Source organism: Loigolactobacillus iwatensis (genome assembly GCF_003950295.1).
GTDB lineage: Bacteria > Bacillota > Bacilli > Lactobacillales > Lactobacillaceae > Loigolactobacillus > Loigolactobacillus iwatensis.
The window spans coordinates 51,700-64,966 of the sequence record NZ_RHNP01000012.1 but is presented as its reverse complement, the minus strand read 5'-3'; the positions used below and the strand labels follow the sequence as shown (position 1 = coordinate 64,966).

11 protein-coding genes, 4 tRNA genes and 1 rRNA gene are annotated in these 13,267 nt (G+C 41.8%); all 16 read left to right on the top strand.

The features are described from left to right. Nucleotides 1-6 precede the first annotated feature (6 nt). A 5S ribosomal RNA gene (gene rrf / locus EKM98_RS04795) occupies nt 7-123 on the top strand. 167 nt (nt 124-290) lie between these two features. Further along, nucleotides 291-362, top strand: a tRNA-Glu gene (locus EKM98_RS04790). Between the two features lie 3 nt (nt 363-365). Continuing rightward, nucleotides 366-438: transfer RNA gene (locus EKM98_RS04785), tRNA-Thr, on the top strand. An 890-nt stretch (nt 439-1,328) separates the two neighbouring features. After that, on the top strand, nt 1,329-2,795 hold the full coding sequence (locus tag EKM98_RS04780) for a peptide MFS transporter (protein WP_125980949.1): 1,467 nt from the start codon (nt 1,329-1,331) through the stop codon (nt 2,793-2,795). 66 nt (nt 2,796-2,861) lie between these two features. Further along, nucleotides 2,862-3,707: a metallophosphoesterase gene (locus EKM98_RS04775; protein ID WP_125980947.1), complete on the top strand. Its 846-nt coding sequence runs from the start codon at nt 2,862-2,864 to the stop codon at nt 3,705-3,707. 64 nt (nt 3,708-3,771) lie between these two features. Next, nucleotides 3,772-3,852 (top strand) — tRNA-Tyr (locus tag EKM98_RS04770). A gap of 9 nt (nt 3,853-3,861) precedes the next feature. Continuing rightward, nucleotides 3,862-3,933, top strand: a tRNA-Gln gene (locus tag EKM98_RS04765). 411 nt (nt 3,934-4,344) lie between these two features. Further along, a complete protein-coding gene (proC, locus tag EKM98_RS04760) occupies nt 4,345-5,136 on the top strand; it encodes a pyrroline-5-carboxylate reductase (RefSeq protein ID WP_125980945.1) in 792 nt (263 codons plus the stop codon). A 135-nt stretch (nt 5,137-5,271) separates the two neighbouring features. After that, nucleotides 5,272-6,420 carry an N-acetylglucosamine-6-phosphate deacetylase gene (gene nagA / locus EKM98_RS04755; RefSeq protein WP_068280014.1) on the top strand — a complete coding sequence of 383 codons (1,149 nt, stop codon included), beginning with the start codon at nt 5,272-5,274 and terminating at the stop codon, nt 6,418-6,420. 166 nt (nt 6,421-6,586) lie between these two features. Further along, nucleotides 6,587-7,288: a GntR family transcriptional regulator gene (locus tag EKM98_RS04750; RefSeq protein ID WP_068280017.1), complete on the top strand. Its 702-nt coding sequence runs from the start codon at nt 6,587-6,589 to the stop codon at nt 7,286-7,288. Nucleotides 7,289-7,459: 171 nt separating this feature from the next. After that, nucleotides 7,460-8,341 (top strand): glucose-1-phosphate thymidylyltransferase RfbA, encoded by an 882-nt coding sequence (rfbA, locus tag EKM98_RS04745; protein WP_068280020.1) that lies wholly within the window; start codon nt 7,460-7,462, stop codon nt 8,339-8,341. A gap of 7 nt (nt 8,342-8,348) precedes the next feature. Then, complete coding sequence (gene rfbC / locus EKM98_RS04740; protein WP_068222781.1) at nt 8,349-8,918, top strand: dTDP-4-dehydrorhamnose 3,5-epimerase; 570 nt, start codon at nt 8,349-8,351, stop codon at nt 8,916-8,918. Continuing rightward, on the top strand, nt 8,918-9,901 hold the full coding sequence (gene rfbB / locus EKM98_RS04735) for a dTDP-glucose 4,6-dehydratase (protein ID WP_125980943.1): 984 nt from the start codon (nt 8,918-8,920) through the stop codon (nt 9,899-9,901). The genes rfbC and rfbB overlap by 1 nt, the downstream gene beginning before the upstream one ends. 24 nt (nt 9,902-9,925) lie before the next feature. Continuing rightward, nucleotides 9,926-10,768 carry a dTDP-4-dehydrorhamnose reductase gene (rfbD, locus tag EKM98_RS04730; RefSeq protein WP_125980941.1) on the top strand — a complete coding sequence of 281 codons (843 nt, stop codon included), beginning with the start codon at nt 9,926-9,928 and terminating at the stop codon, nt 10,766-10,768. 347 nt (nt 10,769-11,115) lie between these two features. After that, a complete protein-coding gene (locus tag EKM98_RS04725; RefSeq protein ID WP_068280031.1) occupies nt 11,116-12,273 on the top strand; it encodes a YveK family protein in 1,158 nt (385 codons plus the stop codon). Nucleotides 12,274-12,315: 42 nt separating this feature from the next. After that, complete coding sequence (locus EKM98_RS04720; protein WP_068280035.1) at nt 12,316-13,257, top strand: glycosyltransferase family 2 protein; 942 nt, start codon at nt 12,316-12,318, stop codon at nt 13,255-13,257. Nucleotides 13,258-13,267: the final 10 nt, after the last annotated feature.

The following is a 13,267-nucleotide window of genomic DNA, read 5'->3' as shown; positions in this document are numbered from 1 at the left end:
TAGTGGTGTGGTGACAATGGCAGGAAGGATACACCTGTTCCCATGTCGAACACAGAAGTTAAGCTTCTTAGCGCCGAGAGTAGTTGGGGGAGCACCCCCTGCGAGGGTAGGACGTTGCCATGCAACTAATTAATTAAAAGGGCTGACTAACGTCAGTTCTTTTTTATTATCTTAATCACTAGTAAGCTATTTTTATAAAGTATAGGCGGCAAGGCCGTAATTTCTTGTGAGAAATCACTTAAAACACCTTTACAAATTCTGGCTTTTCTGTATAATTATTAGTGTTGTATGGCCCGTTGGTCAAGTGGTTAAGACACCGCCCTTTCACGGCGGTAACATGAGTTCAAATCTCGTACGGGTCATTTGCCGTCTTAGCTCAGTTGGTAGAGCATCGGTATCGTAAACCGAGGGTCACAGGTTCGACTCCTGCAGACGGCATAAAATGAAATTATATGCATTATAAGGGCTTATACGATGGCGGTAATTGCGCTGTTGTATAGGCTCTTATTTTTTATGACCGTTTATTTATAATGAAAATTAATTAGGCCGTGTCTTCAAAATCAATTTCATTCTTAGAATTTTGGTATTTATTATTAAGATAATTCAAGAAAAGTGGGTCACTAACCTCGAAAAATAGATAAATTTTCTATAGGTAACGAACATTTTTTAATTTGAAGACACACCCTAGTTGTAATGAAAGAATATTCTGATTTGAATGACTATATTACAAATAGTACTGGCAACACTGTTCTAAAAGATAGCAGGTTTTTCAATGAGGTAATTTGGCTTTTATTCTTATAATAGTTTGTATTCTCACATATTCTTTTTGACTGCCACATCAAATGTGGGCAGTGAATGACTAGTTATTCCATGTGTCAGGATTGAATAAATTTTTAAAAGCTCGAATCGATGCTCTATAGGTATATATTTATGGCAACATCAACCTTTTACAATACTGTGTCGCAGCATTTTTACTTTATCCAATAAGATTTTTAAATCCATGAGCTTTACTATAAAAAATAAACGAGTTTTTATTGTGTAACCGTAATAAATTTTGATCCCTAGTGTTTGCAATTAAGCAATAAGGATCTTTTTGTTTTCAATTAAATGTGACAGTGAGATTAGAGTTAGTAAATTCGATTGACGCAAACTTGGTAAGTGTTTTATAATTGCTACTATGTTTAATTCTAAGAAAAGGGTGTGAAGTTCTACTTAAATTATCATAGCACGGAGGAAACCTTAACTGTAAATACATAAACTATTCATAGTAGCGGTACTTATTGTTAAGAAATTAATGAGATTTAATAAATGGTGAGAGGAAGTTTAACTTGGAAAATAAGAAAGAACGAACCTTCTTTGGGCAACCGCATGGATTATCAACGCTGTTCTTTACCGAATTCTGGGAGAGATTCAGTTATTATGGTATGCGGGCGATTCTATTATTTTACATGATGGATAAAGTATCTAATCATGGCCTGGCTTATAGTCAAAAAACGGCTACTTCAGTTATGGCAATTTATGGCTCGTTAGTCTATATGTCAAGTGTTATTGGGGGCTTTGTTAGTGACCGGATACTAGGTAGCCGTAAGACTGTCTTTTGGGGCGGTGTTCTAATAATGTTTGGGCACATTGCATTATCGTTTCCAGCTGGTAGTTTTGCCTTGTGGATTTCAATTGCCTTGATCGTTATTGGTACTGGTTTACTCAAGCCAAACGTCTCCGAAATGGTTGGGACGCTATACACTAAGGATGACGTCCGGCGTGATTCTGGCTTTAGTATCTTTGTTATGGGGATCAACTTTGGTTCTTTACTAGCACCAATTATTGTTGGTAATTTAGGGCAGAAGGTTAACTACCATCTTGGTTTCTCAATTGCCGCAATTGGTATGTTCTTTGGGTTAATGCAATATTATTTTGGTGGTAAAAAGGATTTAAGCGAAGCTAGTTTACACCCAACTGATCCAATTACCGCATCTGAAAAATGGCCGCTTATTCGTAAAATACTTTATTTCATTGTTGCTGCAATTATCGTTTTCGGTATTATGGGGTTAATGGGTGCCTTAAACGTCAACAACGTTATTATCGTAATCAGTACCTTAGGTATTGCAATACCAATTTTCTATTTTGGAATGATGTTAACTAGTAGTAAGACAACTAAGGTTGAACGTTCACGTGTTTGGGCCTATGTACCATTGTTTATTGCTAGTGTTTTATTCTGGATGATTGAGGAACAAGGTTCAGTTGTTTTGGCGTTATTCGCATCACAACAAACTAACTTGAACTTAGGCTTCATGAAGATTGAACCAAGTAACTTCCAGACGTTGAATCCGCTATTTATTATTTTATACACCCCATTCTTTGCTTGGTTGTGGATGAAATTAGGTAAACGGCAGCCATCAACGCCATCTAAGTTCTCATATGGTTTGTTCTTTGCCGGTTTATCATTTGTTGTCATGGTTATCCCAATTACATTGTTTGGGACATCGGCAAAGGTTAGCCCCCTATGGTTAGTTTTAAGTTGGTTAATTGTTGAAATTGGGGAAATGTTAATCTCGCCAGTTGGTTTGTCAGCAACCACTAAGCTAGCACCAAAGGCTTTCCAATCACAAATGATGAGTATGTGGTTCTTAGGCGATGCAGCCGCACAAGCAATTAACGCGCAGCTTGTTAAGCTCTATACGCCAGCTACCGAGGCTCGTTACTATGGTATTATCGGGATAGTTACGATTATCTTTGGGGCCATTTTGTTATTCATGGTACCGCGAATTAAGAAACTAATGGAAGGCGTTAATTAAGACGTCGTTGAAAAGGTGTGTTAGTCTTATGACTAAGGCACCTTTTTTTGTTAGGAGTGAGACCTGTTGCGAAAAATAGCGTTAACCAGTGATAACCATTTTGATGTTAATAAACTAGATGCCACGGCGATTCGTGCGCAGCAAGTTGATTATTTACTTGCGAACGACTACGACGATTATCTGATTGCTGGGGATCTCTTTAATGATTTTCAGGAGAGTCTCTTATTCGTTGAAAAGATGGCTGCCGAAATGGCCGGAAAATGCCGCGTTTTCTTTATTGCAGGTAATCATGATATGGTCCGTGGTGTGACTTTTGCTGAACTCCAGAGTGATCTTAGTCCCAATTATGTTCACCAGAAAACTGTCACTTTTCCAGGAACCAATTACGTGCTCATCGGCAATAATGGTTGGTACGATTATAGCTTTGCCGATCAAGAAATTGGTGAAAGTCAGGTCACTTTTGAAAAATGGAAACGGGCTTACTGGATTGATGGTGTGATTGAGCAACCAATTAGCGATCCTGAGCGCATGCAACTTGTTTTAAACCAAACACACCAGAATTTGGAAAAAGCGCGCCAACAACGCAAGCAGGTCCTTTATATGACGCATTTTGTTCCCCGTCGTGATTATATTAGCTACCAAGCAACTTCACGAATCTGGCGCATGGCCAACGCAGTGATGGGTTCCCGGCACTTAGGGGCGCTATTGGAGGCTTATCAGGTTGAGACTGTTTTGTTTGGTCACACTCATACAAAGTTTCAACCGCGGCAGTTTGGTCAAACCACTTATTTATGCAAGCCCGTTGGTTACGGGTTAAAACGTTTAAATGAATGGAAATCTAGTTCAAACTTTATGGGTGAATGGCGCGCTTGCCTGCAAACTAAGTATTTAGCGATGGCAACTAGGAAATAATTCGGGAACAGGTCTTGCAATTAAAGTGAATTTTCGGTATCATAATATTTGTTGAAAAACACATGGAGGAGTAGCGAAGTGGCTAAACGCGGCGGACTGTAAATCCGCTCCTTCGGGTTCGGTGGTTCGAATCCACTCTCCTCCATTTTTTGATTGGGATATAGCCAAGTGGTAAGGCAACAGACTTTGACTCTGTCATGCGCTGGTTCGAATCCAGCTATCCCAGTTAGTCAGGAGTGGGACAAAAGTCGGTTTTGGGGTTACTGCGTAACGTAGGCTAATCCTGTAACCGTACTATGGTTATTGGATTAGCCGTAGTTAGGCACGTAAACTCAGACTTTTGGCGCATATTCTAGAGCAATGATTGGAATTAGTAAGAGCCTGGGACTTTTGTCTAGGCTTTTTTTGTTGGCCTGATCACTTTTAATTCTATTTGACAGCTCTTCAAAATTTGGCTACGCTCAGGATAGTTAAATTGAGGAATGACTGGTGGGTAGTTAAGAAGTCGATGATAGTTAAATTTCAAGGCTGTATTTTTATAGCGTGAAGATGGATACTATTCCACTGCCAAGCGATGAAGTATTGGCGGCGTTTTAATCTGATTGGTTGCTACTAACAATAGAAATGGGGAGTTTAAATGAAGATTGGTTTTATCGGTGCTGGACATATGGCACAAGCAATGATGACTGGTTTAGTTGCGGCCAAATTTAGTCGGCCTAGTGATATTTTGGTTCATAGTGCCCATAAAGCGCATTACCAACCTTACGCTAAGGCCCACCAGTATACGGCGGTAGCGAGTAATCAAGCGTTAGTTACGCAAAGTGACGTTGTTATTTTGGCGGCGACGGCTAATGCGTCCCTTGAGATAATAACATCCTTGCAAAAAGTACTTGAAGAAAAAACGCCACTTTTAATTTCAGTGGCCGGTGGGGTGACGTTAAGCGACCTGGCTGATGCGGCGGATAATGCTGATTTGAGTATTATGCGGGCCATGCCCAACGTTAATGTGGCAATTAATCAAGGCATGACGGCTTTAGTTGCCAACGAAGTGACCCCAGAGGCCGATTCGGCCAAGGCACAAGCAATTTTTACTGCTTTAGGTAAAACGCAATTTTTAGCGGAAAAAGATTTTACAACTTTTGCTGCCATTGCAGGTAGCGCGCCGGCCTACGCTTATTTATTCATTGATGCACTGTCACGGGCTGGTGTTAAGCACGGTCTTAGCAAAGTCGATGCCACTAAAATTGCTGCACAAACGGTGTTAGGAAGTGCCGCCAATCTTCTCGTAACTGAAGAAAATCCTTGGAATTTAATTGATCAAGTTTCGTCCCCAGGTGGTACGACAGTGGCTGGACTACTGGCAATGGAAGAGGCTGGTTTAATGACTGCTGTTGTTAAGGGAATTGATGCTACAATTGAGCGTGAGTAGTGCTAACCCAACAATAAGTGGGGTGTTTGGCATTGCTTCTTTGGTCTATACCAGTTATAATGAGTTTATTGTGGATTAAGCGTAGGTCACTGAACTTACTTTGGTCTAATTAATTAAAAAGGTGGAATCTAGCGAATGAGTATAAAAGTCTTGAAACACGCAACGATCTATACTGGTGATGATATCATTGATGATGGTTTTGTTCGGTTTGATGACAAAATTTTGGCAGTCGGCCCAATGGAAGAATTTAAAAATTATCCCGGTGATGAAGTAATTGTGGCCACTGGAAAGACGATTATTCCCGGTTTCATTGACGTTCATAGTCATGGCGGTTACGGTTTTGACGCGATGGATGGTGATCCTGACCAGATTGATACAATGGTCCAGAAGATGACTAAAAATGAAGGAATTACAACTTATTTTGCAACGACAATGACGCAAAGTAACGCCAACATTGATAATGCAATGCGCGGTGTTAAGAAGGCGGCTGACCGAAACCCAGTTATTCAGGGTGTTCATTTGGAAGGGCCTTTTATTTCAGCTAAATATAAGGGTGCTCAGCCAGAAGAATACATCAAAGATCCTAATCCAGAATTATTAGATCATTGGAATGAATTGGCCGGTGGCTTAGTTAAATTAATTACTTACGCGCCCGAGGATGATCATTCAAAAGAATTCGAAGATTATTGTTTAGCACACGGAATCGTACCTGCTGTAGGCCATAGTAACGCCACACGGGCCGATTTATTGCACAGTAAGGCTAGTCACGCCACACATTTGTACAATGCCCAGCGTGAATTTAAGCACCGTGAACCTGGTGTTACTGGTCACGTTATGTTGGAAAATAATATGTACGCTGAATTAATCATGGACGGTTTCCACATTGTGCCTGATATGTTGGAACTTGCCTTTGACCAAAAAGGACCTGAACGAATTGAGTTAGTAACGGATTCGATGCGTTCTAAAGGGATGCCTGAAGGCGAAAGCGAACTTGGTGGTCAAAAGGTCTTCGTTAAAGACAAACAGGCACGTTTAGCTGACGGTACTTTGGCTGGGTCGGTTCTTGAATACCCAGACGCGTTCAAAAATTCAATGAAATTCACTGACGCTGATTTATACGATGCTGTTTTGATGAGCTCGGTTAACCAAGCGGCTGAATTCGGCTTGGAAGCTAAAGGTGGCATTGCTGAAGGCAAAGACGCTGATTTGAATATTATCGATAATGACTGCAATTTATTGGAAACTTACAGTTATGGTCGGCATTTTGTTAAAGGTGAAAAATAGATTTTAAAGCCAGGGGTGGGAAAAGGCTGTTTTTGGCTTAACTGGCGTTAGGCACGTGAAGCCAGACCTTTGGCGCACGTTCTAGAATAATGCTCAGAGATAATAGGGGCTAAGATTTTTTGTCTCAGCCTTTGTTTAAATAATTGAAAAAAGGGGGGCGGTATTCATGGAATCGCCGGTTTATATTCAAATTCATAATTCAATTAAGCGTGATATTGAAGCTGGAAAATGGGCGATTGGGGATCGGATACCCTCTGAGCGTGAACTTGCGATTAGTTTCGGTGTTAGTCGAATGACTTTGCGTCAAGCGATTCAAACACTTGTGGATGAAGGCATTTTAGAACGCCGGGTTGGTGCAGGGACTTACGTGGCCAACCAAAAAGTCCAAGAGAAGATGTCAGGTGTAACTAGTTTTACGGATATCATGCTGGCGCAAGGAAAAACACCTTCCAGTAAAACAATCTCTTATCATGTTGCCAGTCCCTCGCTTTCAGAAAAAGAAAAACTGAATTTACCCGATGGCGCGCAGGTATTGCGAATGGAACGAATTCGGTTTGCCGATGATGTTCCGATTAGCTTTGAGGTTGCAACGGTACCTGAGGCCTTGGTTCAGGACTTTAGCAAGGCCGAGGTAACAAGCTCGTTGTACCGAACTCTAGAAGAAAAGGCTAATCTAGTTCTTGGCGGTGCACAACAAACAGTTACCGCCCAAGTTTCCTCAGAACGGATTGCCGACTTTCTTCAAATTAAACGTGGTGATCCAATTTTGCGGTTACGTCAAGTCTCGTTTTTACAATCAGGCGAACCGTTTGAATATGTGCGTACCCAGTACGTTGGGACACGTTTTGAATTCTATTTAGAGCGTTAAATTGGTTGTTGATGGACTATAACTAGGAGTTGTGACAAAATTCGATTTTGTTATGGCTCCTATTTTTTTAGTCTATAAAGAAAGCTTAAAATGCGGATATAAAAGTGTACTTCGGTCCTGATATGGTACAATACTTAGTGTTTAAGTCAAATTAATGAGGAGATAATAGCCATGAAAGGCATCATTCTCGCCGGCGGGTCAGGCACGCGCCTGTACCCAGTAACCCGGGCAATTTCAAAACAATTAATTCCGGTTTACGATAAACCCATGATTTATTACCCATTATCCAGCTTAATGTTAGCTGGGATTCAGGATATCATGATTATTTCAACGCCACGGGATACGCCGCGGTTTGAGGAATTATTTCATGATGGCCAAGATTTGGGCATACATATTTCGTACAAAGTCCAGGAACATCCGAATGGTTTGGCTGAGGCATTTATTTTAGCCGCGGACTTTATTGGGACGGATTCGGTTTGCCTGATTTTAGGGGACAACATCTTTTATGGTGGTGGCCTCTCCAAATTATTACAACAAGCAGCAGCTAAGCCAACTGGGGCAACTGTTTTTGGTTACCACGTTAATGATCCTGAACGATTTGGTGTGGTGGACTTTGACAAGCAGAAGCGTGTTAAATCGATCGTTGAAAAGCCAGCTCATCCGGCTAGTAATTACGCAATCACGGGCTTGTATTTTTACGATAATCAAGTGGTGCAGATTGCCAAGGACATTAAACCTTCGCCGCGGGGTGAATTGGAGATTACCGATGTCAATAAAGTCTACCTTGAAAAGGGCCAACTTGATGTGCAAATTATGGGCCGCGGGTACGCTTGGTTAGATACGGGAACTCACGAGTCGTTGCACCAGGCTTCGGGTTTCATTGCCACGGTGCAGGACCGGCAGAATTTTGAGGTTGCTTGTTTGGAAGAAATTGCTTACCGAATGGGTTACATCAACCTAGACCAGGTAGCCAAATTAGCCGAACCACTTAAAAAGACCGGGTACGGCCAGTACTTATTGCAATTGGTCGCAGAAGAAAAAGAGGAGAATTAAACTAACTATGAAAGTAATCGACACAAAATTAACCGATGCTAAAATTATTGAAACTGACGTTTTTGGGGACCACCGGGGTTTCTTCACGGAAACTTTTACCGCCAATAAGTTCAAGGCTGCTGGCGTTGACGTTGAGTGGCTCCAAGATAACCAGTCATTGTCCGTTGAACCGGGGGTTTTACGGGGGATGCACTTTCAGCGGGCCCCGCACGCCCAAACTAAATTGTTACGGGCAATCACTGGTGTTATCTACGACGTCATCATTGATGTTCGGACGGGCTCACCGACATATGGTCAGTGGCAAGGCTTTATTTTAAGTGAATTCAACCACCGCCAGTTATTGGTGCCAAAGGGGTTCGCCCATGGTTTCATGACTTTAACGGCTAATTGCAATGTGGCCTACAAGTGTGACGGCTATTACGCGCCTGACGCGGATGGCGGTTTAGCTTATGATGATCCTGATATTGGCATTGAATGGCCAATGCCACTGGATGACCTTGTGTTGTCGGAAAAGGATAAACATCACCCGCGGTTAAAAGACGCTGACTTGAACTTCGTTTACGGAGGTAAAAATTAATGAACGTACTTGTGACTGGTGGCGCTGGTTTTATTGGCAGTAATTTTATTCATTATATGCTAAACCAGCACCCAGACTACCGAATTGTTAATTTAGATCTTTTAACTTACGCGGGCAATCAACATAACCTAGATAGTATCAAGGACGATCCCCGGTACACCTTTGTTCAGGGCAATATCGTTAACCGGGAATTAGTGACTTATTTGGTCAAACAGTACAAAATTGACTGGATTGTCAGCTTTGCGGCGGAATCCCATGTGGATCGCTCAATTCTTCATCCAGAGGTCTTTATTGAAACCAACGTTCAAGGCACATTAGCTTTATTGGATGTCGCTAAAAAACAAGGCGTCACTAAATTCTTACAGGTTTCCACCGACGAAGTTTACGGTACTTTAGGGGCAGAAGGTTACTTCGATGAAGCCTCCCCGCTGCGGCCAAACTCACCGTATTCGGCTAGTAAGGCTTCTGCCGACATGATTGTGCGGGCCTACTACGAAACTTACGGCATGAACGTTAATATTACTCGTTGTTCCAATAATTACGGACCTTACCAATTCCCTGAAAAGTTGATTCCGTTGATGGTTTCTAACGGCATGGAAGATAAGACCCTACCAATTTACGGTGATGGTAAGAATATTCGTGATTGGTTATACGTTTCCGATCATTGTCACGCCATTGACCTGGTTTTGGAAAAGGGCAAAAAAGGTGAAGTTTACAATATTGGTGGCCATAACGAACGGAATAACAACGAAATTGTCCATTTAATTGTGAAGACGTTAGGCTTGTCGGAGGATCACATTAAGTACGTGGCCGATCGTTTAGGCCATGACCGGCGTTACGCCATTGACCCAACCAAGATTACGAAGGAACTTGGCTGGCAGCCTGAGTATACTTTTGACACTGGAATTGTGAAGACAATTAAGTGGTACCAGGCCAATGAAGCTTGGTGGCAACCACTAAAGGCGAAAGCGGCCTTGAAGTAACAGCGATAGAATTTGGAGGGTAATATGCGAATTATGATTACCGGCGCTTCTGGTCAATTAGGTACGGAATTGTGCCATTTATTGGATGAGCGTCAAGTTGACTACCGAATGACGGATAGCCATAATCTTGATATTACGAATGAGACGCAGGTTAACGCTTACTTTGCTGGTTATCAACCGGAATTAGTTTACCATTGTGCTGCCTATACAGCGGTGGATGCCGCTGAAGAAGGTGCCGGGAAAAAGGCAAATCAAACCGTTAACGTGCTAGGGACTGAGAATGTCGCTAAGGCGGCGGCAAGTGTTGGTGCAACAATGGTTTATATCAGCACTGATTACGTTTTTGATGGTGACAGTCAGCAAAGTTATCAAGTTGAGGATCAACCGGCACCTAGAAATGAATACGGGCGCGCTAAATATGAAGGTGAGCTTGCCGTTCAAAAGTACCTGCAAAATTACTATATTATTCGCACGTCGTGGGTATTTGGCGAATTTGGGCATAATTTTGTTTACACGATGCTCAAATTGGCGAAGGATCATGATCAACTAACAGTTGTTGATGATCAATTTGGCCGACCAACTTGGACCCGCACTTTAGCCGAATTTATGACCTACGTGATTGATCAGCATTTGGCCTATGGCATTTACCATTTGGCCAATCAGGGAACGTGTAGCTGGTTTGATTTTGCCACGGCAATTTTGGCTAACAAAGCAGTGACGGTGAGCCCAGTAACCTCCGCAGAGTATCCCCAGAAGGCTTGGCGACCACGGCACGCACTGTTGGATTTGAGTAAAACCGAAGCTAGTGGTTTTGTATTACCAACGTGGCAGGAAGTTTTAGGAACTTTTTTGGGTGAGCTAGAATAGAGAGAGTTTGAAAAAGCGGTTAGATTCTGAGGATTAGCCTAAACAGACGAATTACCTTTGAAAAAGGTGATTTGGCTGTTGTAGCTAACCGCAGGAATCTGCTTTTTCAAACACGTTTAGAATAGAGAGTATTTGAAAAAGCGATTAGCTACTACTCCGCGATTGAGGATTATTAGCCAAAAGCGCTAATAATCTTGATGCTACGAACGATGAAGTGAACCCCCTGAGTTAGAGTAAATCCAATCAGGGGGGTTACTATGTTTCCATACGAAATTAGTAACAACTAGACAATTTTTAAAGTACAGCCTAACAAACAACTAATAATAGTTTGAAATGAGAGGCATGAAATGCAAAAGAAAGTTTACCATCTAAATACGGCGTTAATGGCGCTATTTAATTGGAAAGTCATGTTATTAGCAATTATCGGTGGTCTCATTGGCGCTTATGCCTTTAACTACCAGGCGGCTAACAAGCCGACAGCAACCAGTTATACTGGCACAACTTTTGTTTTATTAAGTGCTAAGACAAATAAGCAGCCAACAACGCAGGCCGGTCTTGATCAATGGGTTCCTGATGAATCGACAGTTAAAACCTACACTTATATAATGCACAGTGGCCGTTTTATGGCCACTGCTAGTCAAGCGTTAGCTAAGCAAGGAATTAAAATGAACTCGGTACAGTTACAAAATTCGGTTGGGACTTGGCAGAATTCTAATACGAACCTCATTTCAGTTCAGGCCAAGGGTAATCGTAAGAATGTAACAACGATTGCAGATAGCGTTGCTGAAACAGCTGTAGCGCAGTATGGTAATTATTTAAGCAAAGGTAAAGCAAGTCTGATTCAATCAGCTTGGTTGGAAACTAATACAACAAAGCCTAAAACGCTGGGAGCAACCTTTCAGGGTGGTCTGCTAGGTTTCTTATTGGTTTGTTTAATTGCCGTGTTATTTAGTCTCCTGCGCAAAGGTATCAATGCTAAATTTTTACAGGATCATCTTGGCCACCGCAACGTTTTTGATGTTACGAAGTTTGAAACACCACAACTTGCAAGTGAGTTTTTGATGACCATTGGTGATAAAAAGACAGTGCTACTTACGGCCGCTGATGAAACGATTTCGGGTCAATGGTTGGCCAAACAAGTTGCCAAATTGGGTTGTCAGACCTTGTTTATTTCATTCTCGGCGGATCAAGAGGCTGACCGAAAATTAAAACCAATTTCGGAAAATTTTGCCAGTATAACAATTCCGGCATCAGATCAGGGATATAAGATGGCCCAAGAAACTGAAAAGATACTCGAACAAGCATCAAAGTACGACCAAATATTTATTCAAAGTAATTCAATTTTAACAAACCCAGCAACTCAAGCGTTGGTCAAACAGGTTGATGGTATTTTTGAATTAGTTAGTCCAACAACAAAACGAGAGACGTTAGAGGAACAAGACGCCTTTTTACGCAAATATCAACTAAAATTCATTGGCGATATTTTGTTAGATACTAAAGCATAAGGATTAAATTGATGATGTTTTGCGCTAGGAGGGAAAATTACGATGCAAAGCCCCAAAGTGGCGATCTTGTTGTCGACTTTTAACGGTGCAACTTATTTAACGCAGCAAATTGAATCAATCCAAAAGCAGACTTATCAGAATTGGCAACTGTATATTCGCGATGATGGGTCTAGTGACCAAACCGTTGCTATCATTTGTCGGCTGGCGAAAAACGATACGCGGCTAACCCTAATTAATCCTCAGGAACAGCAAAACCTAGGGGTGATTCCGTCGTTCTTTCAATTATTGAATACTGCTACGGCGCCGTATTATATGTTTTGCGATCAAGATGATGTCTGGCTGCCAGAAAAAATTCAAGTTACGTTGGCCGCAATGACTCGCGCCGAAAAAAAGGCGGAACAACCGATTTTAGTTCACACTGATTTACGCGTTGTCGATACAGATTTAAATTTGGTGAGCAAGTCAATGATTAAGAGCCAGCGATTGCACGGCCAGACTAATTTAGGTGAATTAGTTGCCCAAAATAGTGTGACTGGCTGCACTGTGATGATCAATCAGGCGTTGAAAGCAAGCTACACTTACAAAGCAAGCGACGCAATTCTAATGCACGATTGGTGGTACGCTTTGTTGGCGGTGACCTTGGGCCAATTGGTTTTTGTGGATCAAGCAACCATTCTTTACCGCCAGCACCACGATAATGCTGTGGGCGCTAGTTCTTCGCGGGTTATGAAGGTATTACGCGGTTACGGTGTCCGTAAAATGCGGCACTCCATCGCTGCTTCAATTGAACAAATTAATTCTTTTTGGCAGTTGCAGTTACCCCAGTGGCGGGAAAGTGATCGGCGGCTATTAAATTTCTACCAACAAATTCCCAATATGACCGGGTTAACAGTCCTTAGGGGATTAAGAAATTTTGGGATTCGTAAAAGTGATTTTAGCCGTAATTTTGTGTTTAAGTGGCTACTTTTAACGCACCGTAAATGAAGGAGCAAAG

What these genes read in the sequence shown, in the direction of transcription:
- EKM98_RS04750 (WP_068280017.1), top strand. Translation starts at nt 6,587, where the DNA reads ATGGAATCGCCGGTTTATATTCAAATTCATAATTCAATTAAGCGTGAT.
- EKM98_RS04725 (WP_068280031.1), top strand. Translation starts at nt 11,116, where the DNA reads ATGCAAAAGAAAGTTTACCATCTAAATACGGCGTTAATGGCGCTATTT.
- nagA (WP_068280014.1), top strand. Translation starts at nt 5,272, where the DNA reads ATGAGTATAAAAGTCTTGAAACACGCAACGATCTATACTGGTGATGAT.
- EKM98_RS04720 (WP_068280035.1), top strand. Translation starts at nt 12,316, where the DNA reads ATGCAAAGCCCCAAAGTGGCGATCTTGTTGTCGACTTTTAACGGTGCA.
- rfbB (WP_125980943.1), top strand. Translation starts at nt 8,918, where the DNA reads ATGAACGTACTTGTGACTGGTGGCGCTGGTTTTATTGGCAGTAATTTT.
- rfbD (WP_125980941.1), top strand. Translation starts at nt 9,926, where the DNA reads ATGCGAATTATGATTACCGGCGCTTCTGGTCAATTAGGTACGGAATTG.
- proC (WP_125980945.1), top strand. Translation starts at nt 4,345, where the DNA reads ATGAAGATTGGTTTTATCGGTGCTGGACATATGGCACAAGCAATGATG.
- rfbC (WP_068222781.1), top strand. Translation starts at nt 8,349, where the DNA reads ATGAAAGTAATCGACACAAAATTAACCGATGCTAAAATTATTGAAACT.
- rfbA (WP_068280020.1), top strand. Translation starts at nt 7,460, where the DNA reads ATGAAAGGCATCATTCTCGCCGGCGGGTCAGGCACGCGCCTGTACCCA.